This is a genomic window from Pseudomonas sp. ABa2, assembly GCF_056676075.1.
On sequence record NZ_CM155239.1, the window covers coordinates 2,447,320 to 2,468,415 of the forward strand.

Annotated in this window: 31 protein-coding genes; 20 read left to right on the top strand and 11 right to left on the bottom strand. The window is 65.5% G+C overall.

Annotated elements, in window-relative coordinates; all coding sequences use genetic code 11:
- Window positions 1-41: 41 nt before the first annotated feature.
- The 5 genes from AC1G9C_RS11945 to AC1G9C_RS11965 all read right to left on the bottom strand — a co-directional run bounded on the left by AC1G9C_RS11945 (window position 42) and on the right by AC1G9C_RS11965 (window position 2,547).
- Entirely contained in the window at window positions 42-341 is a 300-nt protein-coding gene (locus AC1G9C_RS11945; protein ID WP_480410303.1) for a putative holin, read from the bottom strand.
- A 168-nt stretch (window positions 342-509) separates the two neighbouring features.
- Entirely contained in the window at window positions 510-980 is a 471-nt protein-coding gene (locus AC1G9C_RS11950) for a hypothetical protein (RefSeq protein ID WP_480410304.1), read from the bottom strand.
- A gap of 16 nt (window positions 981-996) precedes the next feature.
- The gene (locus AC1G9C_RS11955; protein ID WP_480410305.1) at window positions 997-1,494 is read right to left on the bottom strand and encodes a hypothetical protein; all 498 of its coding nucleotides are present in this window, start codon (window positions 1,492-1,494) and stop codon (window positions 997-999) included.
- 18 nt (window positions 1,495-1,512) lie between these two features.
- Window positions 1,513-2,082 carry a hypothetical protein gene (locus AC1G9C_RS11960; protein ID WP_480410306.1) on the bottom strand — a complete coding sequence of 190 codons (570 nt, stop codon included), beginning with the start codon at window positions 2,080-2,082 and terminating at the stop codon, window positions 1,513-1,515.
- 3 nt (window positions 2,083-2,085) lie between these two features.
- On the bottom strand, window positions 2,086-2,547 hold the full coding sequence (locus AC1G9C_RS11965) for a helix-turn-helix domain-containing protein (protein ID WP_480410307.1): 462 nt from the start codon (window positions 2,545-2,547) through the stop codon (window positions 2,086-2,088).
- Window positions 2,548-2,618: 71 nt separating this feature from the next.
- Between AC1G9C_RS11965 and AC1G9C_RS11970 the strand changes: the two genes are divergently transcribed.
- Entirely contained in the window at window positions 2,619-2,852 is a 234-nt protein-coding gene (locus AC1G9C_RS11970; protein ID WP_480410308.1) for a DNA-binding protein, read from the top strand.
- 303 nt (window positions 2,853-3,155) lie between these two features.
- On the opposite strand, the gene AC1G9C_RS11975 is transcribed toward AC1G9C_RS11970, so the two are convergent.
- A complete protein-coding gene (locus AC1G9C_RS11975; protein WP_480410309.1) occupies window positions 3,156-3,425 on the bottom strand; it encodes a hypothetical protein in 270 nt (89 codons plus the stop codon).
- A 123-nt stretch (window positions 3,426-3,548) separates the two neighbouring features.
- Between AC1G9C_RS11975 and AC1G9C_RS11980 the strand changes: the two genes are divergently transcribed.
- The 18 genes from AC1G9C_RS11980 to AC1G9C_RS12065 are packed head-to-tail and all read left to right on the top strand — an operon-like array spanning window position 3,549 to window position 13,402.
- On the top strand, window positions 3,549-4,025 hold the full coding sequence (locus AC1G9C_RS11980) for a hypothetical protein (protein WP_480410310.1): 477 nt from the start codon (window positions 3,549-3,551) through the stop codon (window positions 4,023-4,025).
- Window positions 4,022-4,246: a hypothetical protein gene (locus AC1G9C_RS11985; RefSeq protein WP_480410311.1), complete on the top strand. Its 225-nt coding sequence runs from the start codon at window positions 4,022-4,024 to the stop codon at window positions 4,244-4,246. Before AC1G9C_RS11980 ends, AC1G9C_RS11985 begins: the two co-directional genes overlap by 4 nt.
- Complete coding sequence (locus AC1G9C_RS11990; RefSeq protein ID WP_480410312.1) at window positions 4,243-4,551, top strand: helix-turn-helix domain-containing protein; 309 nt, start codon at window positions 4,243-4,245, stop codon at window positions 4,549-4,551. The genes AC1G9C_RS11985 and AC1G9C_RS11990 overlap by 4 nt, the downstream gene beginning before the upstream one ends.
- Window positions 4,552-4,567: 16 nt before the next feature.
- Window positions 4,568-4,849: a hypothetical protein gene (locus AC1G9C_RS11995; protein ID WP_480410313.1), complete on the top strand. Its 282-nt coding sequence runs from the start codon at window positions 4,568-4,570 to the stop codon at window positions 4,847-4,849.
- Window positions 4,849-5,784, top strand: a complete 936-nt coding sequence (locus AC1G9C_RS12000) for a hypothetical protein (RefSeq protein WP_480410314.1) — start codon at window positions 4,849-4,851, stop codon at window positions 5,782-5,784. Before AC1G9C_RS11995 ends, AC1G9C_RS12000 begins: the two co-directional genes overlap by 1 nt.
- A 3-nt stretch (window positions 5,785-5,787) precedes the next feature.
- Window positions 5,788-7,563 carry an integrase catalytic domain-containing protein gene (locus AC1G9C_RS12005; RefSeq protein WP_480410315.1) on the top strand — a complete coding sequence of 592 codons (1,776 nt, stop codon included), beginning with the start codon at window positions 5,788-5,790 and terminating at the stop codon, window positions 7,561-7,563.
- Entirely contained in the window at window positions 7,557-8,735 is a 1,179-nt protein-coding gene (locus tag AC1G9C_RS12010; RefSeq protein ID WP_480410316.1) for an ExeA family protein, read from the top strand. The genes AC1G9C_RS12005 and AC1G9C_RS12010 overlap by 7 nt, the downstream gene beginning before the upstream one ends.
- Window position 8,736: 1 nt before the next feature.
- A complete protein-coding gene (locus AC1G9C_RS12015) occupies window positions 8,737-9,162 on the top strand; it encodes a host nuclease inhibitor protein (RefSeq protein WP_480410317.1) in 426 nt (141 codons plus the stop codon).
- Window positions 9,163-9,164: 2 nt separating this feature from the next.
- Entirely contained in the window at window positions 9,165-9,491 is a 327-nt protein-coding gene (locus tag AC1G9C_RS12020; protein ID WP_480410318.1) for a hypothetical protein, read from the top strand.
- Complete coding sequence (locus tag AC1G9C_RS12025) at window positions 9,488-9,931, top strand: hypothetical protein (RefSeq protein WP_480410319.1); 444 nt, start codon at window positions 9,488-9,490, stop codon at window positions 9,929-9,931. The genes AC1G9C_RS12020 and AC1G9C_RS12025 overlap by 4 nt, the downstream gene beginning before the upstream one ends.
- Window positions 9,931-10,143 carry a hypothetical protein gene (locus tag AC1G9C_RS12030; RefSeq protein ID WP_480410320.1) on the top strand — a complete coding sequence of 71 codons (213 nt, stop codon included), beginning with the start codon at window positions 9,931-9,933 and terminating at the stop codon, window positions 10,141-10,143. Before AC1G9C_RS12025 ends, AC1G9C_RS12030 begins: the two co-directional genes overlap by 1 nt.
- A complete protein-coding gene (locus tag AC1G9C_RS12035) occupies window positions 10,136-10,753 on the top strand; it encodes a DUF3164 family protein (protein WP_480410321.1) in 618 nt (205 codons plus the stop codon). The genes AC1G9C_RS12030 and AC1G9C_RS12035 overlap by 8 nt, the downstream gene beginning before the upstream one ends.
- Before the next feature lies 1 nt (window position 10,754).
- Window positions 10,755-10,961, top strand: a complete 207-nt coding sequence (locus AC1G9C_RS12040) for a hypothetical protein (RefSeq protein WP_480410322.1) — start codon at window positions 10,755-10,757, stop codon at window positions 10,959-10,961.
- 1 nt (window position 10,962) lies between these two features.
- Window positions 10,963-11,685 carry an HNH endonuclease signature motif containing protein gene (locus tag AC1G9C_RS12045; protein ID WP_480410323.1) on the top strand — a complete coding sequence of 241 codons (723 nt, stop codon included), beginning with the start codon at window positions 10,963-10,965 and terminating at the stop codon, window positions 11,683-11,685.
- On the top strand, window positions 11,669-11,923 hold the full coding sequence (locus AC1G9C_RS12050) for a hypothetical protein (protein ID WP_480410324.1): 255 nt from the start codon (window positions 11,669-11,671) through the stop codon (window positions 11,921-11,923). Before AC1G9C_RS12045 ends, AC1G9C_RS12050 begins: the two co-directional genes overlap by 17 nt.
- Window positions 11,923-12,489 (top strand): gp16 family protein, encoded by a 567-nt coding sequence (locus AC1G9C_RS12055; RefSeq protein WP_480410325.1) that lies wholly within the window; start codon window positions 11,923-11,925, stop codon window positions 12,487-12,489. Before AC1G9C_RS12050 ends, AC1G9C_RS12055 begins: the two co-directional genes overlap by 1 nt.
- Window positions 12,489-13,037: a hypothetical protein gene (locus tag AC1G9C_RS12060; protein WP_480410326.1), complete on the top strand. Its 549-nt coding sequence runs from the start codon at window positions 12,489-12,491 to the stop codon at window positions 13,035-13,037. The genes AC1G9C_RS12055 and AC1G9C_RS12060 overlap by 1 nt, the downstream gene beginning before the upstream one ends.
- Window positions 13,034-13,402 carry a Mor transcription activator family protein gene (locus AC1G9C_RS12065; RefSeq protein WP_480410327.1) on the top strand — a complete coding sequence of 123 codons (369 nt, stop codon included), beginning with the start codon at window positions 13,034-13,036 and terminating at the stop codon, window positions 13,400-13,402. Before AC1G9C_RS12060 ends, AC1G9C_RS12065 begins: the two co-directional genes overlap by 4 nt.
- Window positions 13,403-13,647: 245 nt before the next feature.
- Here the strand turns inward: AC1G9C_RS12065 and AC1G9C_RS12070 are convergent, their stop codons facing one another.
- Entirely contained in the window at window positions 13,648-14,295 is a 648-nt protein-coding gene (locus AC1G9C_RS12070; RefSeq protein ID WP_480410328.1) for a hypothetical protein, read from the bottom strand.
- A gap of 101 nt (window positions 14,296-14,396) precedes the next feature.
- Here AC1G9C_RS12070 and AC1G9C_RS12075 point away from each other — a divergent pair, with 101 nt between their 5' ends.
- Window positions 14,397-15,176 carry a TSUP family transporter gene (locus tag AC1G9C_RS12075; RefSeq protein ID WP_021443938.1) on the top strand — a complete coding sequence of 260 codons (780 nt, stop codon included), beginning with the start codon at window positions 14,397-14,399 and terminating at the stop codon, window positions 15,174-15,176.
- A gap of 91 nt (window positions 15,177-15,267) precedes the next feature.
- Here AC1G9C_RS12075 and nudC read toward each other — a convergent pair whose 3' ends face one another.
- The 4 genes from nudC to AC1G9C_RS12095 all read right to left on the bottom strand — a co-directional run bounded on the left by nudC (window position 15,268) and on the right by AC1G9C_RS12095 (window position 21,074).
- Entirely contained in the window at window positions 15,268-16,092 is an 825-nt protein-coding gene (nudC, locus tag AC1G9C_RS12080; protein ID WP_122107973.1) for an NAD(+) diphosphatase, read from the bottom strand.
- Window positions 16,092-17,771, bottom strand: coding sequence for a FimL-related protein (locus tag AC1G9C_RS12085; RefSeq protein WP_031303091.1), 1,680 nt, complete (start codon window positions 17,769-17,771; stop codon window positions 16,092-16,094). Before AC1G9C_RS12085 ends, nudC begins: the two co-directional genes overlap by 1 nt.
- A 46-nt stretch (window positions 17,772-17,817) precedes the next feature.
- Complete coding sequence (locus AC1G9C_RS12090; RefSeq protein WP_480410329.1) at window positions 17,818-18,630, bottom strand: crotonase/enoyl-CoA hydratase family protein; 813 nt, start codon at window positions 18,628-18,630, stop codon at window positions 17,818-17,820.
- Window positions 18,631-18,830: 200 nt separating this feature from the next.
- On the bottom strand, window positions 18,831-21,074 hold the full coding sequence (locus AC1G9C_RS12095; protein WP_480410330.1) for an Orn/Lys/Arg family decarboxylase: 2,244 nt from the start codon (window positions 21,072-21,074) through the stop codon (window positions 18,831-18,833).
- Window positions 21,075-21,096 lie beyond the last annotated feature (22 nt).

Genomic DNA, 21,096 nt, shown 5'->3' on the forward strand with positions numbered 1-21,096 from the left:
GATGCTGGCCATCGCCAGCCAACGTTTAAGGCCCCACATGGCTAGAGCCCCAGCGTCATGCCGAGCACACAGGCCAGCACGATCAGCGCGCGGCGAATCCAGGCGCCAACAATCTGGACGAAGCTGAGGCACTGGTGCGGGCGAGCCTGGGCGTAGGGGAACAGCGAGCGGTCGATCCAGTAGGCCAGCGTGGCGGCCAACGTCACCAGGGCGGCCTTGTACAGCACCACCTGGAGCTGCTCGGGGCGGATGACATACAGGGCCAGCAGCAGGCCGAGGCTGATGATGCTCCACAGCCACATGCGCGGCAGGCGCTGGCTGGGCGTGCAGGATTTGGACATGGTGTGCTCCGCGCTAAGGTGGCCATCCTTGGCCATGGCTGTTCGAATCCCGATCCGTTCCAACGGGATGCGTGAACAGCTTCACCTCGCGCGCGCGCGGAGTAATTTTGACGGGGCAAAAATCGAAAGGGCGCCATTGCGGCGCCCCTAGCATTACCGGTATCTGAGCTATGAGTTGAGCTTGCTCAACAGGCCACGAAGCCCCTCCAGATCATCCTGCGAGACCTCGCCCTCCTCGTTGCAGGCTCGGTACTCAACCTTCTTAGCCTTTGCCAGGCGTTCTATAACCGCCACGGGCTGTACAAAATCGAAGTACTCGAAGTTGATCCCGTTCGAGTAGACGGATCTGTACTTGGTGACGAAATTCGATTCCCGCTCACCATCCACCAGCCAGAAGGTTTCATTGCAGCGGCTGAATCGTTGCCTCCCATAGGTGTACAGGTACACCGTCATCGCATTTCTATTCTGCTGCTCGGCAACCTTCACGTGTGCGGATATCGCGAACTTACCTTCGGCCTCTGGGAGAGACCTCCAGCTTACTATCCTGTCGCCCGTGAACCTGTCCATTTCATCGATCAAATTCCCTGCAAAGACGGCCGAAGAGCAGGCGGTCAACACCAACAAAACCAAGGTTTTCATCGCGTAACCTCCCTGATCACTGCCCCATGATGATCGCGTAGCGCCGCTTGTACTCCTCGTAGCTCAGCCCCGGCGTGTTCTGCAGCTCCAGCAGCTGCTGCTCCTTGGTCGCGCCTGTCACGGTACTGACCGGAGCAGCCGCTTGACTGGCAGGGGCTAGAGGTATGCTGTGTTGCTGCTCGCGGCTGGCATAGTTGCAGCGCTGCCGCGATTTGGCGTCGCTGAGCTGGGCCAGGCGCTTGTTGGCGCTGTCCACGGCGGCGTCGCGCTCCATCAGGTTGCCGATGCCGAAGTCGCCCAGGAACGACAGCACCGAACGGCCGTCGAACTCGGCCTCTTGCCGCACGTGCGAGAGAAAACCATGCACTTTTGCCTCCTCCAGGTCGATCTCGCGGCACGTCATGGTCTGCCGCTCGAACGAGGTCAGCTCGGGCTGCCGCCCGTAGTTCTTGGTGGAACAGCCCGTAATGGCCGCAACCGCCGCCAGCCCTAGCACCATCGCCTTCTTGTTCATTCCCTTACTCCCTCGCGCTCAGAAAATACGGCCGATCACGACACCGGCCAGCAGTACCGCACTCACATGCCACGGGTGAGCCACCGCCAGCTGCTTGAAACCGCCGAAGTTCAGTGGCGCGGCCACCTGCCGCGGCGCCTGGTATTCGTCCACGAAGCGCAGCGCCTGGGTGAGCTGGGCGATGCTGAGGCCCGTGAGCGCCTGTTCGCCGAACTCGCGTAGGCAGAAGCGGGCCAGCTTCTTGGCCAGGCCGCGCTCGGCGGCGGCCTGCTCCAGCTCGGTGATCAGCGCTTGCGCACGGGCCTTCTCCTGGTGTCGCTCGCGCACCGCCTGCAGGGCGGCCAGGGCGTCCTGGAACTGGTCCTTTCTCACCTCGCCGACCGTCTTGACGCCCGTGCTCTCATGCACACTGCGCCAGAGCATGCGCGGGTCCATGCCCAGCTCTTCGCTGAGCTTGTCCACTTCCTCCTTGAGCCGCGCCCGCTGCGCCTGGGCCAGCGGCTCGCGCTCCTGACTCGCCAGATTGATCTCAAAGTAGTCCCGGCCTGCCGCCCGGTTCGAATCGCCATCAATCCCAATTTCGCTCACGTACTACTCCTTCTCGTGATAGTCCCTGCCCGCGACCCGGTGGCCGCGTCCTGAAACCTTCATACCTGCGTTGTCGCTGGCCGCCTTCGGCTTGGCCTTGGGCTTGGCGCCGCCGGTCAGCAGCTCGGCCAGCAGCGCCTTGCGCGCCGGCGCCGCCATGCCCCGATACGCCTCCAGAAGCAGCTGTTCGTCCGCGGGCAAATGCGTCGTTGACGACGCATTTGAACTGCGACCAGTGACCACGTAGCTGACATCCAGCCCATGTTCCGCCCAAACGGCCAGGGCATCCGCCGGCGGCGAACGATCTGCCGTCTCGTAACCGAAAAGAGTTTTCCGGGTCACGCCAGCCAAAGCAGCGAAGTCCGTCTGGTTTTCCCCCAGGCGTTCCCGCTCCGCTCTGAGACGCTCTCCGATGGGTATTTTTCTATCCATATACGCCTTGACGATGGGTAGAAATCTACCCATACTCAATTCACACCAACGCACTGCACATGCGCTGACTGATTAGCAATCTTTAAGCAGACAGGAACACCGCCATGAACGTCCCGTATCCGCTACCCACCCGCAAGCCGTACTCGGGCGAACGGGTCAAAGAACTCTTTCACGCCGAAGGCGTGGCCATCTCCACCTGGGCCGAGGCCAACGGCTACAGCCGCCACCAGGTGTATTGCGTGATCAACGGCCAGTTCAAGGGCCGCCGCGGTACCTCCCACGAAATCGCACTCAAGCTCGGAATGAAGCTCTCCGCTGAGCAGCTCTCCGCCGCCTGACCACCCACCACACGCCGCGAGGGACCGTCATGTCCAGCACGCCGCAGTGCCCGATTGAAGAGATCGAGCTAACCCCGCTCCACATCGACGTATGGCGCACCGCGCTCAACGCGCTGATCGCCGTTGCGCCCGGCAGCACCTACGACGTTGCCTGGCACCTCGCCGATGCTCGCGAGAAGACCCTGGTCTGCCGCGACTTCTCGGCGGCCACCCAAGGCGAAGCCATGCTGATCGACCGCCTGATGCTGCTTGCCGCGGGCAAGCGGGCTGGCCAGGCGCAGCGGTCACACAATGCCTTCGGCTTCACTCATCAAGCCCCGTTGATTGGTATCGATCTTTCCGCTGCCGGTTCTCACGGGCCGCGGCCAGTTGCTCAACCAGGTGCTGCATCATCCGCTGCGCATGAGGCTCCAGAGGCGCCCCTTGCCAGTTCGCGTTCAGCATCGAGTGTGCAAGCACCTCGGGATCAATCTCTCCCCGCATTTCCAACGCCGCAGCCAGGTACAGCCAAGCCTGAGCAAGGGCATGAATCTGCCCCTCGATCTGCAGCAGGCGAACCTCTTCAACGTCCATTGGGTGATTCCTCATGCCAGTGAATGTACATGATTCCATTGTGCCCATGGCAAGGCTTTTGCCCACCCGCAAAAAACCTATTTGTTTGGCGGGCCGCTCTGGCCCGCGCCTGGAGGCCTTCCAATGAGCCGCCGCAATTGGAAACGGGTGCAGCCGCGCACCATGTGCCAGGCGGTTGAGTGGTCGCTGGAGTTCGCCGCCGAGCACCGCCTGAACGCCGAGCGCATCGGCGAGCGCATGGGCCTGCCCAGCCATTGGGTGATCTACAAGTGGGCCAGCGAGGGGCGCATGCCGGCAGTGCTGATCCCGGCCTTCGAGCATGCCTGCGGCATCAACCTGGTCAGCCGCTGGCTGGCCTCCACCGGCGGCAAGCTGCTGGTGGACATCCCCACCGGCCGCACCTGCGATGCCCAGGAGATGCACGAGCTGCAAGGCGTGCTCAACACCACCATCGGCGCGCTGATCGCCTTCTACCAGGACCACGCCGATGTGGACGCCACCCTGGCGTCCATCCAGAACGGGCTCACCACCCTGGCCTGGCATCGCGCCAACGTGCAGCAGCACGCCCACCCACAACTCGAACTCGGAGAGCAGCCATGAGCCCGGAAACCCTGGCCCAGATCATGGACGTGCATGAAGCCCTGGAGCCCTTCACTGGCTTCACCGAGTGGTGGAACGCGCCGACGCAGATGAAGTTCGCCAAGCGCGTGATGGCCCTGGGCAAGCCCCTGCGCGAACTCACCGTTGGCGAGCTGCAGGACATAGCCGCAGCCGTCGACGAAGAGATGAAGGACTACTTCTACCCCAGGAGCCAAGCATGAGCACCCCACGCACCTCGGACAGCGGCGCCCGCGTGCTGCGCGTCCTCAAGGCCCTCAAGGGCTACAGCCTCACCGGCATCAGCAATGGCGACCTGGCCAAGGGCCTGGGCGAAAGCCCGGCCAATATCAATCGCGCCCTCAACACCCTGATCGCCGAAGGCCTGGCGGTGAAGCTGGACAACGGCCGCTTCGCCCCCAGCGTGGCGCTGCTGCAGATCGCCCAGGCCCATGCCAACGAGATGGGCATGGCCCAGGCCCGCATCAACGAGATCAACCAACGTGTGCTGGCTGGAGCCAGCCGCTGACAACAAGGAGCAACCAATGGACTACCGCAACCTGGCCAAGCACCTGCTGCGCGGCGGCGATCGCCACAGCAGCGTCTATGTCGACGGCCTCTGCGCCGCGCTCAAGCTGCGCATCGAGGGCGAACCCACGGTGATGACCTACCCGCAGGGCAGCCTGGAGTTCGACGCCTGGTACTACGGCTGCCGCCGCGGCGCCGACGAGTTCCGCAATACGCTGATCGAGGCCAACGGCAACCGCGAGCAGGCCATCGAACGCCTGCGCCAGCTGGCTGGCGACACTGAGCGGAGGGCTGCCTGATGGCTCGTAGCGCAACCCCGAATGTCGAACTGGTCGCCGACGTGGCGCTGGACGGCGAAACCCTGATCGGTCAGCAGAACCAGCTGATCGCCCTCACTGCCGAGCAGGACACCCAGGTGCGTGCCGTGGCCGCGCAGCTGGGCTACCAACTGCCGGCGGACTGCACCGACCCGGACCTGATCCAGCGCGATATCGCCGCAAACATGCGCCGCAGCGTGGAAGCCTGCCTGGAGGTCGGCCGTGGGCTGCAGGTGCTCAAGGCCGCATGCGGGCACGGCAACTTCATCGCCCGGCTGGATGTGATGGGCATTGAGCCCCGCGTAGCACAGAAGTTCATGGCCTCTGCTAGCCGCTTCGCCAGCATGAGCAGCAGCTCCGCACTGACCAAAGCCATCGGCAACCAGACCAAGCTGTTCGAGATGCTCGTCCTGGACGACGAGGAGATCCAGGAACTGGAGCTGACCGGCCATACCGGCGAGCTGCGCCTGGACGACGTGGCCACCATGAGCGTCAAGGAACTGCGCAAGGCGCTGCGAGAAGCGCGCGAGGACAAGCAGGCCCTGGCCAAGGTCAATGCCGACAAGAACGCCAAGATTGACGAGCTGGCCGCGGCGCTGGCCAAGCAGCCGCGCGTACAGACCCTGCCCCCGGACGAAGAGGCCAAGCAGCTGCGCCAGGAGGTCAGCCTACTGGCCTTCGAGGCCGAGGCGGTGTTGCTGGGCAAGCTGCGCGAGGGCTTCAACACCCTGGTGGAGCATGCCAACAGCACGGGCGTGGATCACCGCCTGTTCAAGGCCGGCCTGTTGGCGCAGCTGGAGGCGGTGCTGGCTGGCATCCGCGACGAGTTCGAGGTGCCGGCCGAGCTGCTGGCCGGCGCAGAGGACTTCGGCTGGATCGACCAACCCGGCAATGCCGCCCCGGGAAACGAGGCCTGATCCATGAGCGCCGTGATCATCCAACGCCTGGTTGACCTGGAGCGCGCCCTGCAAAGCGCAGGGCGCGGCCAGCGCACAGCCCTGTGCAGGGCGGCGGCGCAGGATCTGAACCTCTCCCTGGCAACGCTCTACCGAAAACTGGAGGAGGTGACCGTGACCATCACCACCCGCAAACAGCGTGTCGATGCGGGCCAGAGCGAACTGGCCCGCGAGGAGGCGCTGACCATCAGCACCGCGCTGATCGAGACGGCCCGCCGCAACGAGAAGCGCCTGTATTCCCTGGGCGATGCCGTGGAGGCGCTGCGCGCCAGCGGCATGATCCGCGCCGAGACGGTGGACAAAGCCACCGGCGAGCTGCGGCCGATGTCGCTCAGCGCCATCAACCGCGCGCTGTACGCCTACAAGCTGCACCCCAAGCAACTGCTGGCCCAGGCCCCGGTAACCCAGCTGGTCAGCGAGCACCCCAACCACGTGTGGCAGATCGACGCCTCGCTGTGCGTGCTCTATTACCTGCGTCCCGGCGCCGATGCGCGTGGCAACGGCCTGCGCGTGATGGAGGCGGATCAGTTCTACAAGAACAAGCCGAAGAACCTGGCGCGCATCGCCGCCAACCGGGTGTGGTCCTACGAGATCACCGACCACACCAGTGGCTGGGTGTATGTGGAATATGTGATGGGCGCCGAGAGCAGCGAGAACCTCTGCTCGGTGCTGATCAACGCCATGCAGGAGCGCGGCGGCGCCGACGTGCTGCACGGCGTGCCGCGCATCCTGATGATGGACCCGGGCTCGGCCAACACCTCGGCGATGACGCGCAACCTGTGCCGCAGCCTGGGCATCCAGATGATCGTTCACGCACCTGGTGCGGCGCGCGTCACTGGCCAGGTTGAGAACGCGCGGAACCTGATCGAGCGCAAGTTCGAGGCGGGCCTGAAGTTCCAGCCGGTCGCCGACCTGGACGAGCTGAACGCCAAGGCCTGCACCTGGCGCGGCTATTTCAACGCCACGGCCAAGCACAGCCGCTACGGCCAGCCCCGCACCGCCATGTGGATGACCATCCGCCAGGAGCAGCTGATCAAGGCGCCGAGCGTCGAGGTGTGCCGCCAGTTGGCGGTGGCCGAGCCGGTGAGCCGCAAGGTGCGCCCGGATCTGACCGTCAGCTTCGAAGGCCGCAGCTACAACGTGGCCAGCGTGCCGGGGGTGATGGTCAACGAGCGCCTGCTCATCACCATCAACCCGTGGCGCGAGGACGCCGCCCAGGTGGTGGCCACCGACGCCAACGGCCACGAGGTGTACTACGTGGTGCCGGCAGTGGTGACCAACCAGTACGGCTTCCGCGAGGACGGCGCGACGATCGGCGAAGCCTTCAAGCGCCACGCCGAAACCCCGGCCCAGGTCGCCCGCAAGGAGGCCGCCAAGCTGGCCATGGGCGCGGATACCGAGGAAGAGGTGGCAGCGGCGCGCAAGGCCAAGGCCATCCCCTTCGGCGGCCAGCTGCAGCCGTACAAGCATATCGACGACGCCAACCTGCCCACCTTCATGCCGCGCCGCGGCACCGACCACGGCCTGGTACTGCCGACCATCGAACTCACCCCGCTGACCCATGTGGCGGCTGCCAAGGCGCTGCGCGGCAAGGTCAAGAACTGGTCGGCGGACTCGCTGGCCTGGCTGAAAACCCACTACCCGGACGGCGTGCCAGAGGCCGAACTCGACACCATCGCCGCCACCCTCAACACGCCCGCGCGCCCCGGCCTGCGCGTGGTTGGAGGTGAATCATGCTGAACCTGAAGCACGCCCTGGAGGATATCGGCCAGCGGCAAATCACGCTGGCCAAGCACCTGAAGGTCAGCTCAGCAACCGTATCGCTGCTGATCAACCACCGGCAGTGGCCGCGAACCATTCCTGAAGCTGATCTGCGCGCTGGCGTCGAGCAGTTCCTGAAGGAACACGGCGCGGATGAAGTGGCGGTGAACACCGCCTTTGAAGAAGCGGAGCCAGAGCGCTGCAACGCTCCGGCTCCTGCACACCCAACCAAAAAAGCCAAAGACGACCAGGAGTGCGAACCCATGCTACTGCGCAAACAGGTGCTGCTGCCAGAAACCAAGCGGGCCTTCTCGATTTTCCGCGACCCCTTCGATGACCTGCAGTCGGCCGACGACATGTACGTCAGCCCGGATATCCGCTACATCCGCGAGTCGATGTACCAGGTGGCGCGCCACGATGGCTTCCTGGCGGTGGTCGGGGAGTCCGGCGCCGGCAAGTCCACTCTGCGCCGCGATCTGATCAACCGCCTGGCCGCCGAAGGCGCGCCGGTGCTGGTCATCGAGCCCTATGTGATCGCCATGGAAGACAAAGGGGAAAAGGGCAAGGCGCTGCGCACCGCGCATATCGCCGAGGCCATCGTCGACACCGTTGTGCCGCTGGAGCGCCTGAAATCCAGCCCGGAGGCGCGCTTCCGGCAGATGCACCGGGCCCTGAAGAACAGCTATGAGAGCGGCTTTCGCCACGTGCTGATCATCGAGGAAGCGCACAGCATGCCGACCTCGACGCTCAAGCACCTGAAGCGCCTGCGCGAGCTGGAGTCGGGCTTCACCAAGCTGCTGAGCATCATCCTGATCGGCCAGCCAGAGCTGATGGTCAAGCTCTCCGAACGCAACCCGGAGGTGCGCGAGGTGGTTCAGCGCATCGAGGTCGCGGAGCTGATGCCGGTGAGCGCCGGGCGCCTGGATGAGTTCCTGCAGTTCCGCCTGGGCCGGGCGGGCAAGAAGCTGGAGGAGATCATCGACGCCAGCGGCGTGCAGGCGATCGCCGAACGCCTGACCGCCGCCGGCCGCGACAGCCAGCGCAGCCTCCTGTACCCGCTGGCGATCGGCAACCTGGTGGTGGCGGCGATGAACCTGGCCGTACGCGTCGGTGAGCCTGTGGTTACCGCCAACGTGATCAGGGAGGTGTGAGATGGCCATCACTATCGAACAGATCATGGAGCAGGCCCAGGTGTACGCCTCGGCCTGGAGCCTGGTAGGCGGGGTCTTCGACCAGGGTAATCAGCTGCAGCTGGCTGAAGAGGAGAAAGAGCGACTGGAGGAGATGCTCGGACTGTTCTGGGAGCAGACCGACACCAACGCCGCCCCCGGCAACCTGAAGGAGATCGCCGAGGGCCTGGTGCAGTGGCATCAGAAGCGCCTGGCGACGTTCGACACTTTGCTTAACACGCCGAAGGATACCGAGGTTCGCCTGGACACCGGCGACGAGGAACCGTTGGTGCTCAACGGAGAAGTACTTCGTGGCTTCCGCATCGGCCTGATGATCGCCCGCGAGTGGGTTGCGAAGTTCCCGCTGTCCATCCAACGCACCGCACCGGCCAGCGACGAGGAGGAGTGACCATGAACGCACGCCTTCAACTCGTGCCGCCACCGGCCCCCAAGACCCTCAGCATCCTGGACGCCCACTTCGCCACGAGGATCGAGGCCTTCAACTCGGTCTCCCGCCGGCTGCGCGAGGCCGGCATCGGCATCGAGGCCGCGTCCTTCCTGGATAACCGCCTGTTCATCCGCGCCGAGGATGTACCCACCCTGCGCGAACGCTTCGGCCACCTGCTGCGCGGCATCCGCTCGCGCGGCTACCCCGGCCGACGCTACAGCCGCCACGTCGCCACCCTCAACCAGGTGGATATCTGCTGGCTGGTACCGCTGAAGGAGCAGGACCAATGAGCGCCTTTCCGATTACCGCGAAGAACCTGGCCGTGCGCTTGGGCACCGTGGCTCGCGATCTCGATCTTGAGCCGGACGCCATTGAACTGTTCGCCAGCATTGCCGGCGTCCGAATTCCGCTGCATAGCACCACCTTCCAAGTCGACGAGGACGGCACGCTGCTGTTCCTCAACGGCTTCGAGGGCTTCCTCGACGCCATGCGCGCCGAGATGAAGGAGATGGAGCAGAGCCTGATCAATGAGAGCCAGCGCTACAACGCCCTCTGGCTGCAATTCGACAACCTCATGGCCGCCAGCAACCAGCTCTGCAGCGAGATGGCGGTCATGTGCGAAGCGCAGCTGGCCGGCGATCACGATCTGGTGATGCGCAAAGTCGCGCAGTTCACCGAGGGCTACGTCAAGAACTGCAAGCCGGCCGGCGCCGACGGGAGGGTGCATTGATGAACAGCATGACCAAATCCGCCGTACAGCTCACCGTCGAGCGCCGCCTGCGCGAAGCCTTGGAGCTGCTCAAGCGCAGCGCCGGCTACGCCTCGTCCTACCCGAGCATCGGCGGCCACAAGCTCAACGACGAGATCTGCCAGTTCCGCTGCCAGGTACTGGCCGAACTCGACCACGTCACCCAACAAGCCGAGGAAGAGACCCATGGCTGATACCAACATCCCCGCCGGCTTCGTCAAGAACGCCGCCGGCCACCTGGTGCCGGAGCACCAGGTGCGCGAGCACGACAAGCTGCGCGACCAGGTCGCCGGCGATCTGGCCAAGCAGGCCGTGGCCATCAGCGAGGCCCTGGCCACGTTCAAGGCCAAGGCCCTGGGCGATATCGCCGACCTTATCGCCATCTCGGCCGAGAAGTACCAGGTCAAGCTCGGCGGCAAGAAGGGCAACGTCTCGATCGTCACCTACGACGGCCGCTTCAAGATCGAGCGCGCCATGGCCGAGCGCATCACCTTCACTGAGGAGATCCTCGCAGCCAAGGAGCTGATCGACCAGTGCATCCGCAAATGGAGCGAAGGCGCGGACCAGCACCTGCGCATCCTGGTCGACCGCGCGTTCCGCGCCAACCGCCAGGGCCAGATCAAGACCGGCGACGTGCTCAGCCTGCTGCGCGTGGAGATCGACGACCCGGACTGGCAGCGCGCCATGGAGGCCCTGAAGGACTCCATCCAGGTCAACGGCACCGCGGTGTACATCCGCGTCTACCAGCGCGTCGGCAACACCGACCGCTACGACCCGATCAACCTGAATATCGCGGCGGTGTGAGATGAGCCTACTCCATGGGAAAGACACCGAAACCACCACGCTCCTGCACGTCATCCAGGCGGCAGAAGCCACCGAGTCCAACCATTTCGACCTGATTCACCTGGATCTCGACAGCGGTCGTGAGCTGATCCTGGTTGCCGTTCTGGCTGATGACCTGGACGCCACCGGCCGCATCCTCGAAGGCCTCCAGGCTCTACAGGGGGCCTGACGTGGCACTCGGCGCCCTGGCCATGGAGGCCGTCGAACGGGCGAGAAGGAAGATCCGCCGGCGGGAGGCCTGCCGCAACAAGCAGTTCTGGTCGGCCGAGGAGGAACAGCTGCTGCGCGAGCGTTATGCCGACGAGCTGACCGAGGTACTGGCCGAGGAACTCGGGCGATCGGTGGCCAAGGTGCTCTCGAAGGCCAACGCCATGGGGCTGCACAAGTCCGAGGCGTTTATCGAGCAGCATTGCCGAAACCTCGATCCGGAGACTGGCGCGGCGTTCAGGTTCCAGAGGGGGCACACCACCTGGAACAAAGGCATGAAGGGCTGGAAGGCCGGAGGCCGGTCTGCGGAAACGCGCTTCACAAAGGGCCAAGTGAACGGCAGGGCGGCCCAACTGCTGCAGCCAATCGGCGCCGAGCGCATCACCAAGGATGGTATCCGCCAGCGCAAGGTGCGCGATGACGGCCCGCCTCAGCGGCGCTGGAAGTCGGTGCATTCGATCATGTGGGAGGAGCGCAACGGACCTATCCCCAAGGGGCACATCGTCGTTTTCCGGGATGGAAACACCGCCCATATCGAGCACGAGAATTTCGAGCTGATCACCCGCGCCGAGCTTATGCGGCGCAACACCATTCACAACTATCCGCCGGAGCTGAAGGCCACGATGCAGCAGCTCCGCAAGCTCAATAAGGCAATCCAGGAGAAAGAAGATGAAAAATCAGCTTGAGCTCCAGGCCCGCCTCGGCGCGGCTATGAAGGATGTCATGGAAGGCAAGATCACCGTCGATCAGGCCAAGGCCATCGCGCAGCTGGGCGGCGTCATGGTGCAGGTCGGCAAGCTCGAAGTGGAACTGGTCAAAGCTACCCAGGGCGCGGCGCAGCCGACTTGGATGAACGTCGATTCCGATGCTGCTCGCTTGGCGCAGGAAAAGGCGGAGCGTATGCGTCGCCTGGAGAGGTCGTGATGCCGATCGCCAAAGCCATCCTCAGCAAGATCCACATCGCCCAGCAGCAGCTCGGCATGGATGACGACAGCTACCGCGCACTGCTGGCCCGCGTGGCCGGCGTGCGCTCGGCCAAGGAGCTGAACAGCAAGCAGGCCGGCAGCGTCCTGCGCGAGTTCGAGCGCCTGGGGTTCAAGCCGAAGCCCAGCAGCAAGGCCAAGGGCAAGCCGCACAACTTCAACCAGCTGTCCGGCGAGATCAAGGTCATCGAGGCCCAGCTCACCGATATGCGCCTGCCCTGGAGCTACGCCGATGCCATCGCCCGGCAGCAGTTCGGCGTCGCCAAGGTGGCATGGCTGAAAAAACCCGAGCAGCTCAAGGCGGTATTGGCCGCGCTGCACGTCGAGCAGGAGAAACGCGGGCTACTCCACCAGGTGGAAGAGCTGTGCAAGGAGCTGGGGGTGAGTGATCCAGAACGCATCAGCGGTTTGGAAGCGCTGCCCAAGGGCTGGAAGCGCCAGCGTCCAATCCTCAAGACCCTGATCGACACGCTCAACAGCCTGGCCATCGCGCGGAGGGGCGACTGATGCAGCTGCAATGCCCTTGCTGCGGTGAGCAGTTCCCGATCGAGGCCGGCTTTGCGGATGCGGACGGCAAGAAGCTGGCCGCGCTATTCGCCGGCCTCGATCCGAAGCTGGGCCGCGCGGTGCTCAACTACCTGCGCCTGTTCAGCCCGGCCAAGCGCGGCCTGCGCATGACTCGCGCCGTCAAGCTGGTGGAGGAGCTGCTCGACCTGGTCAACGCCGGCACCGTGCAGAAGGACGCCCGCACCAACGACAGCAAGCCGGCGCCGCCACGGCTGTGGGCGGCCGGCATCGAGCAGATGGTCACCGGTCGCGATCGCCTGCAGCTGCCGCTGGAGAACCACAACTACCTGCGCGCGGTGGTCTACGGCATCGCCAGCGACCCCGCCCAGGCCCAAGCCGCCGCGCCGGCCAAGCCGCCGCGTGCGGTTGCGACGTCGCAGCAGATCCTGCAGGACGCAATCGGCCGCATCGAAGCCGATCGCCGCCTGGGCCTTATAGATGAAGAGGAAGCCGAACGCCGCAAGCAGGCGGCAAGGGGGAAAGCATGAGCACCAAGCCGACAGCCATGGCGCAGAAGCGCCACGAACTACTCAGCGATATCGCCGACCACGTGTCGGCGGTGATCCAGGACCACGGAGTGGCGGCGGTGATCGCCGAGCAGGCCGGAGCCGCGGTGGTCGAGCATCTCTCGAACACCTGGGCCGGTTCCTGTGTGACCTTTCCGAAGGATTTCCGCTGGAGGATCACCCAGCGCGATCTGGAGATCCTCGGCAAGTTCAACGGTCGCAACCACCACGCGCTGGCGGTTGAGTACGACATGACCGAGAACGCGATATACAAGCTGCTGAAGAGAACCCAGGACAGGAAGTTCGACCGCGACCAGCACAAACTCGACCTCGGCGACGGCCTGTAATCCCCGGCCGCCGCCGTTTCACCTACGGCAACACCGTTACAAACCCCGTCCCGCTATTTTCCCCTTCGTTCCTTTATATCCCGCCTTTATCGCGCTTTTCCGGTGTTATCTTTCTCAAGCCTGCACATCAAGTGGCATAAACGACGAAGGCACCCTAGGGTGCCTTTTTGCTTTGTAGGATATTTCGCTCTCCTCTCCTGCCCTTCGGACACCCTCCGGGTCGCCAAATGGCCGCAAAGCGGCCGCTACCAATCCTTCAGCGCGGCTTCGGCTGCCGGATTCATCGGCTCGGCCAGCAGCCCGGTCGGCGTCAGGCTGACGCTGTACACCGCATCGGCGGCGATCGGCAGGTAGGTCACGCGCAATGCCTGCGGGTCGAACAGCAGCAGGTCGCGCTGGCTCAGGCGCAGCCAGCGCCACAGGTCGACGCCGTAGGGACTCTCGGCCAGCTGCACGCGACCGTGCTGGGCCAGGGCCTGCTGTTCGATGGCAAGAAAGCGTCCGGACAAACGCTCGAAACGGTAGCCGGGCTCCAGGCCGATCAGCTCGGCCAGGCCCTTCCAACGGATCAGCCGGCCATCGAGCTGCCACAGATCACCCTCCAGGATCAGCGTGCGCTCGCGGCCACCTTCCAGCAGGCTGACGCGGTAACGCTGCGGGCCGTCGGCCTTGAAACTGAGCGTCGCCAGCGGCTTAACCTGCGGCAACGGCGCGTAGCTGTAGAGGTCGTAGGCGACCAGGCCGACCAGGCCGGCCAGGGCGAGGAACGCCAGGCCGCAGGTGCCGCGCAGCCAGCCGAGAAACCAGCCGCTATTGAGCAGAATGCGCAGCGCCACCAGCAGTGCCAGCACCGCCAGCAGCGCCACCGCCCAGGCCAACCCGTCGTATTGCATCTATTGCGTTCCTTCCGCCGGAAAATCCCGGCATTATGCGCAGCTCGCCGGACGCCGAACAGTCGGCAGGCTGCGCACTCGCCCACAAGTCGACACTTTATATGCCCTTCGCTCTCGAACTCGCCATCGATCCCAGCACCCTGGCCATCCTGGCGCTGGTCGCCTTCATCGCCGGTTTCATCGACGCCATCGCCGGCGGCGGCGGCCTGCTGACCATTCCCGCGCTGCTCACCGCCGGGCTGCCGCCGCACCTGGTGCTGGGCACCAACAAGCTGTGCGCCACCTTCGGCTCAGGCACCGCGGCGCTGACCTTCTACCGGCGCAAGCTGTTCGATCCCGGACAATGGCGCGGGGCACTGCTGGCCACGCTGATCGGCGCCCTGCTCGGCGCGCTGATCGCCCACTGGCTGCCGGCCGAATGGCTCAACCAGATGCTGCCGGCGGTGGTGTTCGCCTGCGGCCTGTACCTGCTGTTCGGTCGCACGCCCGAGGCGCCGAGCGAGCAGAACCTGCCCATTGCCCGCGGCCGCCAGTGGCCGCAAGGCCTTGGCCTGGGCTTCTACGACGGCGTCGCCGGCCCCGGCACTGGGGCCTTCTGGACCGTCAGCAGCCTGCTGCTCTACCCGCTCGACCTGGTTCGCGCCAGCGGCGTGGCACGTACCATGAACTTCGTCAGCAACGCCGCGGCGCTGGCGGTGTTCATCGCCTTCGGGCAGGTGGCCTGGGTGCTGGGGCTGAGCATGGGCGCGGCGCTGATGGTCGGCGCCTTCCTCGGTGCGCGCACGGCGATCAAGGGCGGCTCGAAGTTCATCCGCCCGGTGTTCATCCTGGTGGTGCTGGCGCTGACCGCGCGCCTGGCCTGGCAGCACTGGTTTGGCTAGCTCCGACGGGCCATCCGGGATCTTGTAGGAGCGGCTTGAGCCGCGAAAAGGTAACCGAGGTTCGCGGCCGAAGCCGCTCCTACAAGGGGTCTTACGCTGGCAGCACAGGCTCGGGCAAACCCAATCGGCGTGCCACGTAGAGATCGATCAGGTGGCGGGCGATGGAGCGCGACGCCGGCAGCGGCGGCAAGTCGTCGACGCGGAACCAGCGGGCATCCTCGATCTCGTCCGCCTGCATGACGATCTCGCCGCCGGCGTACTCGGCGTGAAAGCCGAGCATCAGCGAATGCGGGAAGGGCCAACCCTGACTGCCGATGTACTGCAGGTTGCGCACCTCGACGCCGACTTCCTCGCGCACCTCGCGCGCCACGCAATGTTCCACCGACTCGCCCGGCTCGACGAAGCCGGCCAGGGTGCTGTAGACCCCGGCAACGAAACGCGGCGAACGGGCCAGAAGGATTTCGTCGCCGCGGCTGACCAGCACGATCATGCTCGGCGAGATGCGCGGATAGTGCTGCGACTCGCAGGCGTCGCAGCGCATCGCCCGCTCGCCGGGTAGCTGGCGGGTCGGCGCGCCGCAACTGCCGCAGAAACGATGCTCGGCATACCAGGTGCCGATCTGCGCGGCGTAGGCGAGCATGCGGAAGGTCTCGGCCTCGCCCTGCAGCATGAACTGGCGCAGGCTCTGCCAGCTGGCGCCGTCCAGCTGGGTGGAGGGCGTAACCTGCAGCAGGTAGACGGCATCCTCGCCGAAATGACCGATGCCCTGCTCGGCGAGAATGTCCAGCTCCTGGCGCTTGATCCAGTCGCGGGGAAACAGCACGCCGTTGGCGTCAGCGAGAAACTGCTGCCGGCAGTACAGCAGCGCCCAACCGCCGGGCTGGGCGGGGTCGAGAAAGGCGTTGCGCCAGACCATCAGGCCGCCACCGGCATTCCCAGGGCCTTGACGCTCTCCTCGGCCAGGTCGAGTACGCTGGGCTGGGTTTCCGGACGCAGCACGGCGCCGGCTTCCAGGTAGTACTCCAGGCTGCTCAGGGCGTCGGCCAGGGTTTCCAGCATCTGCTCGGAGGGCATCTGCCCGGACTCGAGCATGCGCGTCTGGATATAGTCGGCGCAGGCGCCGACCAGGGTCGCCGCACGGCGCTGCTCGAGGAACCACAGGCCACCACGCACCGCCTGCAGGCTGAACGGCACGTTGGCCAGGTGCATCCTGTCGCCGCCGGCTTCCAGGTAGGCGGTGATCGCCCGCTTGGCCAGGGCCAGGCCGGCCTGAGCCTCATCGACCACGACGATGCGCGCCTCGTTGAGCTGGTGGCTGGCGAAGGAATCAGCCTCGCTGCCCGGCTCGGCCGGGGTCGGTCGCGTGTCGCGGCTTTCGCCGCGTTCCAGACTGGCGACCATGCCTTCGACGTAGAGCACCGCATCGGCCAGCTTGTGCAACTGCGCAGGCGCCGGCGGCGTGGCATCGCTCCAGGCGGCGACCAGTGGCAACTGGGCGCCGAGGGCGTTGCCGGCGGAGGTCAGGCCGACCATGCCCAGGGTCTTGGCCAGCTTGCCGAGCAGGGCGTGCAGCGTGCCCAGGGTCTCGCTCTGCAGGGTGCCGCGCTCCATCAGGTCGAGCATGTCCTTGACGCTGGCCAGCTCCTCGCGAATGGCGGTGGACAGCGAACGCATCACCGCCTTGCCGGGGCCGGCCAGGCGCTGGTACTCGGCTTCCAACAGGTGGTCGGTGAACGGCAGCGGGGTCAGGCCGAACACCTGGCGCATGGCGCTGGCATGCGGGCCGTGACTGTCAGCCAGGGCCACCAGGTACAGCAATTCCTTGAGCAGGCTGCGCGGCGCCTCGTATTGCGGGTTGCCCAGCATCAGCTTGAGTTCGCGATCCAGGCGCGAGAACAGCTGCTTGCGCGACTTGCGCGGCAGCAGCTGGCCGTCGCTCTGCGCCTCAATGGCGGCGGCGCCGATCCAGCACATGCGCCCGCGCGGCTCGTTGGCGAACAGGCTGTCCAGACGGCCCATGGCGCGCACCATCAGCTTGAGGCTGGCCTGTGGGTTCTGCTCGCGGATAAAACCGAGCAAGCCCACCTGGTACATATGGCGCAGGCGCTTGCCTTCGGCCAGCTTGGCCGCGCCGTCGAGTGCCAGGCTGGCGCTGTGCGGTCGGGCCTGGTCGAGGCGCACACTGAAGAAGAAGCTTTCCGGCAGCGGCTGCTGGGCGCCGGCCTGGCGCAGGTCGTTGATCGCCGGCAGCAGCAGCTCGGGCATTTCCTGGCGATGGGCGTCGACGTTTTCCAGGTAGCGGCGCAGCACGTGCAGCGCGTTGCTCAGCGCCGCCAGCTGCACGTCGCGCTCCTCGCCGGCGCCGGCGGGGATGTCGGTGGCCTGGTCCAGCACTTCCTGGGCCAGCAGCTCGGCGCCGGCCAGCTCGATCAAATTGAGCGTGCCGCGCACCTGCTGCAGGCTCTCCACCGCCTGCTGCAACAGGCTGCCGTTGTGCCGTTCGGCGATGAAGTGCTCGAGGCTCTGCTCGGCCTCTTCCATGGTGACGAACAGTTCGTCGCGCACCAGGCTCAGGGATGTGGCTCCACTCACCATGCTCTAGGCACCTCGCGGCTCGCTGCGGACAACAGTGGATACGGCATCAGTCGGCGAACTCCGGTTTCTGCTTGCTCATGTGCGCGGTCATGGCCAGGCGCAGGTCTTCGGACTGCAGCATGGCCGCGTTCCAGGTCGCGATGTACTCGAGGCCATCGTCGACCCGGTGGTCGCGCATGTAGCGAATCATTTCCTTGGTGCCGCGCACCGCCACCGGCGACTTAGCCGCGATCTCGCCGGCGATCTGCAGCACCCCGGCGAGCAGCGCCTCCTGGGTCTCGTAGGTGCGGTTGACCAGACCAATGCGCTGGGCCTCGACGCCGTCGATGCTGCGCCCGGTGAACGCCAGCTCGCGCATCATGCCGTCGCCGATGATCCGCGGCAGGCGCTGCAGGGTGCCGACGTCAGCGGCCATGCCCATGTCGATTTCCTTGATCGAGAACTGCGCGTCCAGCGTCGAATAACGCATGTCGCAAGCACTGATCAGGTCGATGGCGCCGCCCAGGCAGTAGCCCTGGATGGCTGCCAGCACCGGCTTGCGGCACTGGTCGACGGCGTTGAAGGACGCCTGCAGCTCGAGGATCTTGCGCCGCAGGGCATCGGCATTGCGACCGACGTCCTTGCCCAGCTGGGCGCCGACCGAGGCCAGCAGCATCAGGTCTATGCCGGAGGAGAAATGCTTGCCGGCGCCGGACAGCACCACCACGCGCACCGCATCGGTGGCGTCGACCCAGCGGAAGATCTCGACGATCTCGCGCCAGAAGTCGGCGTTCATGGCATTGACCTTGTCCGGACGGTTGATCTGCACATGGGCGATCTTGTCCGCCAGTTCGACGCGAAAGGCTTGGTAGTCGGACACGGCAGTCATCCTCAGCCGCTGCTCGGCAGCGCACGCAATTATTTTGTGATTAAAACCGAGCAACTATAACAAGCACGACATAAAAGTCGATGCTTGCCGCTGTGACGCAGGGCACGCCCCGGAGGTTAAGAACTGCTTTGACTATCGTGAATAAGGGATTGATCTGCCGAGGGTCTCGTCCTCTCGGCAGAGCGCCAAGCTCACTCCACCAGGCAGTCGACGCAGTACTGGCCGGCCTCGGTCTGCAGGCCGTGCACGTCGATATCGAAGCCCGGGAAGGCCTGGTCGAAGGTGCGGGCGAAGGCCAGGTAGTCGAGGATCGAACGGCTCGCCGCGGTGAAGCGTTCGCCCGGCATGATCAGCGGAATACCCGGCGGATAGGGCACCAGCATCACCGCGGCGATGCGCCCCTCCAGCCGCTCGATCGGCACCGCCTCCACCGCGCCGCGCACCAGGCGGTCGTAGGCGTCGGCCGGTTTGATCGCCACTTCCGGCAACGCCGTGTACATGCTTTTCAGCGCCTTGGCCGTGGCGTTATCGCGGTAGCAGCCGTGCAACGCGTCGCACAGGTCGCGCAGGCCCATGCCCTGGTAGCGCCCCGCGCCGGCCTGGGCGATGGACGGCAGCACCTGGGTCAGCGGCAGGTTGGCGTCGTAGCTGCGCTTGAACTCCAGCAGCTCGGTCAGCAGGGTGCTCCACTTGCCCTTGGTGATGCCCATGGAGAACAGCACCAGGAAGGAATACAGACCAGTCTTCTCCACCACCAGGCCACGCTCCCAGAGGAACTTGCTGACCACCGCCGCGGGGATGCCCTGCTCCTCCAGCTTGCCGGCGGCATTGAGTCCGGGCATCACCAGGGTCACCTTGATCGGATCGAGCAGCACGTAGTCCTGGGCCACTTCACCGAAGCCATGCCAGTCGGCATCCGGCTGCAACACCCAGTCGGCGGTGGCCAGGCTATCGGCACCGTCGGCCGCCGCCGGCTGCCAGATGCTGAACCACCAGTCATCGGCGTCGAGATTGCGCCGCACGTTGGCCAGGGCGCGGCGGAAGCTCAGCGCCTCGTCGAAGGTTTCCTGAATCAGCGAGCGGCCAGCCGGGCCCTCCATCATCGCCGAGGCCACGTCCAGCGAGGCGATGATGCCGTACTGCGGCGAGGTGGAGATGTGCATCATGAAGGCTTCGTTGAAGCGGTCGCGATCCAGCTGGCGCAGCCCGCCGTCCTGCACGTGAATCATCGAGGCCTGGCTGAAGGCCGCCAGCAGCTTGTGCGTGGAATGGGTGCTGAACACCAGTGGCGAATGTTCGTCGCACTGGGTGCCCATGCCGTAGCGGCCGGCGTAGAACTCGTGGAAGGCGGCGTAGGCGTACCAGGCCTCGTCGAAGTGCAGCACCTCGACCGAATCGCCCAGGGCCTGCTTGACCATCTCGGCGTTGTAGCACAGACCGTCGTAGGTGGAGTTGGTCACCACCGCCAGCTTGACCTTGGGCGCGCGCCCCTTGGCCAGCGGGCTGGCGTCGATCTTGGCCTGGATCGACTCCCTGCTGAACTCACTCAGGGGAATCGGCCCGATGATGCCCAGCTCGTTGCGCTCCGGGCACAGGTACAGCGGAATGGCGCCGGTCATGATGATCGAATGCAGGATCGACTTGTGGCAGTTGCGATCCACCAGTACCAGGTCGTCGCGGCCGACCATCGAGTGCCAGACGATCTTGTTCGCCGTCGAGGTGCCGTTGATCACGAAGAAGGTGTGGTCGGCGCCGAAGTTGCGCGCGGCGCGGGCCTCGGCCTCGGCCAAGGGGCCTGTGTGATCGAGCAGCGAGCCCAGCTCCGGCACCGACACGGATAAGTCCGAGCGCAGCGTGTTCTCGCCGAAGAACTGGTGGAAGGCCTGCCCCACCGGGCTCTTGCGGTAGGCCACGCCGCCGCCGTGGCCGGGCGTGTGCCAGGAATAGTTCGATTGCGCGGTGTGCTGCACCAGCGCCTTGAAGAACGGCGGCAGCAGGCCGTCGAGGTAATTGTGCGCGGCGCGCGCCACCTGGCGGGCGAGGAAGGACACGGTGTCCTCGTACAGGTAGAGGATGCCGCGCAGATGGTTGAGATCGGCCATGGCCTCGGCCGGCGCGTTCTCGATGGTCACCTGCTCGCCCAGGGCGAAGATCGGCAGCTGCGGCGCGCGCACCCGGGCGATGCGGATCAGCTCGACCATGTCCTGCAGCAGGCGCTGGTTCTCCCCCGCGCCCTCGGCGGCCACCAGGATGCAGGCCAGGCCGTGGTGGGTGGAGGCGACGATGCGCCCCTCGGCGGCGCTGGCGGTGGGCAGGATGCTGAAACCGTCCTGCGTCAGCTCCTGGGCGATAGCACGCACGCGATCACCGGCGACGGTATCGGCCTTGATATCGCGGTGGACGATGAGGACGGGGAATTTGAGGTCTTTGTACATTGTGACGTCCTGAAGGCTGGCA

Excerpts from the sequence above, each read along its gene's own strand:
- AC1G9C_RS11945 (WP_480410303.1), bottom strand. The coding sequence starts at position 341 with ATGTCCAAATCCTGCACGCCCAGCCAGCGCCTGCCGCGCATGTGGCTG.
- AC1G9C_RS11950 (WP_480410304.1), bottom strand. The coding sequence starts at position 980 with ATGAAAACCTTGGTTTTGTTGGTGTTGACCGCCTGCTCTTCGGCCGTC.
- AC1G9C_RS11955 (WP_480410305.1), bottom strand. The coding sequence starts at position 1,494 with ATGAACAAGAAGGCGATGGTGCTAGGGCTGGCGGCGGTTGCGGCCATT.
- AC1G9C_RS11965 (WP_480410307.1), bottom strand. The coding sequence starts at position 2,547 with ATGGGTAGATTTCTACCCATCGTCAAGGCGTATATGGATAGAAAAATA.
- AC1G9C_RS11970 (WP_480410308.1), top strand. The coding sequence starts at position 2,619 with ATGAACGTCCCGTATCCGCTACCCACCCGCAAGCCGTACTCGGGCGAA.
- AC1G9C_RS11975 (WP_480410309.1), bottom strand. The coding sequence starts at position 3,425 with ATGGACGTTGAAGAGGTTCGCCTGCTGCAGATCGAGGGGCAGATTCAT.
- AC1G9C_RS11980 (WP_480410310.1), top strand. The coding sequence starts at position 3,549 with ATGAGCCGCCGCAATTGGAAACGGGTGCAGCCGCGCACCATGTGCCAG.
- AC1G9C_RS11985 (WP_480410311.1), top strand. The coding sequence starts at position 4,022 with ATGAGCCCGGAAACCCTGGCCCAGATCATGGACGTGCATGAAGCCCTG.
- AC1G9C_RS11990 (WP_480410312.1), top strand. The coding sequence starts at position 4,243 with ATGAGCACCCCACGCACCTCGGACAGCGGCGCCCGCGTGCTGCGCGTC.
- AC1G9C_RS11995 (WP_480410313.1), top strand. The coding sequence starts at position 4,568 with ATGGACTACCGCAACCTGGCCAAGCACCTGCTGCGCGGCGGCGATCGC.
- AC1G9C_RS12000 (WP_480410314.1), top strand. The coding sequence starts at position 4,849 with ATGGCTCGTAGCGCAACCCCGAATGTCGAACTGGTCGCCGACGTGGCG.
- AC1G9C_RS12005 (WP_480410315.1), top strand. The coding sequence starts at position 5,788 with ATGAGCGCCGTGATCATCCAACGCCTGGTTGACCTGGAGCGCGCCCTG.
- AC1G9C_RS12010 (WP_480410316.1), top strand. The coding sequence starts at position 7,557 with ATGCTGAACCTGAAGCACGCCCTGGAGGATATCGGCCAGCGGCAAATC.
- AC1G9C_RS12015 (WP_480410317.1), top strand. The coding sequence starts at position 8,737 with ATGGCCATCACTATCGAACAGATCATGGAGCAGGCCCAGGTGTACGCC.
- AC1G9C_RS12020 (WP_480410318.1), top strand. The coding sequence starts at position 9,165 with ATGAACGCACGCCTTCAACTCGTGCCGCCACCGGCCCCCAAGACCCTC.
- AC1G9C_RS12025 (WP_480410319.1), top strand. The coding sequence starts at position 9,488 with ATGAGCGCCTTTCCGATTACCGCGAAGAACCTGGCCGTGCGCTTGGGC.
- AC1G9C_RS12030 (WP_480410320.1), top strand. The coding sequence starts at position 9,931 with ATGAACAGCATGACCAAATCCGCCGTACAGCTCACCGTCGAGCGCCGC.
- AC1G9C_RS12035 (WP_480410321.1), top strand. The coding sequence starts at position 10,136 with ATGGCTGATACCAACATCCCCGCCGGCTTCGTCAAGAACGCCGCCGGC.
- AC1G9C_RS12040 (WP_480410322.1), top strand. The coding sequence starts at position 10,755 with ATGAGCCTACTCCATGGGAAAGACACCGAAACCACCACGCTCCTGCAC.
- AC1G9C_RS12050 (WP_480410324.1), top strand. The coding sequence starts at position 11,669 with ATGAAAAATCAGCTTGAGCTCCAGGCCCGCCTCGGCGCGGCTATGAAG.
- AC1G9C_RS12055 (WP_480410325.1), top strand. The coding sequence starts at position 11,923 with ATGCCGATCGCCAAAGCCATCCTCAGCAAGATCCACATCGCCCAGCAG.
- AC1G9C_RS12060 (WP_480410326.1), top strand. The coding sequence starts at position 12,489 with ATGCAGCTGCAATGCCCTTGCTGCGGTGAGCAGTTCCCGATCGAGGCC.
- AC1G9C_RS12065 (WP_480410327.1), top strand. The coding sequence starts at position 13,034 with ATGAGCACCAAGCCGACAGCCATGGCGCAGAAGCGCCACGAACTACTC.
- AC1G9C_RS12070 (WP_480410328.1), bottom strand. The coding sequence starts at position 14,295 with ATGCAATACGACGGGTTGGCCTGGGCGGTGGCGCTGCTGGCGGTGCTG.
- AC1G9C_RS12075 (WP_021443938.1), top strand. The coding sequence starts at position 14,397 with ATGCCCTTCGCTCTCGAACTCGCCATCGATCCCAGCACCCTGGCCATC.
- nudC (WP_122107973.1), bottom strand. The coding sequence starts at position 16,092 with ATGGTCTGGCGCAACGCCTTTCTCGACCCCGCCCAGCCCGGCGGTTGG.
- AC1G9C_RS12085 (WP_031303091.1), bottom strand. The coding sequence starts at position 17,771 with ATGGTGAGTGGAGCCACATCCCTGAGCCTGGTGCGCGACGAACTGTTC.
- AC1G9C_RS12095 (WP_480410330.1), bottom strand. The coding sequence starts at position 21,074 with ATGTACAAAGACCTCAAATTCCCCGTCCTCATCGTCCACCGCGATATC.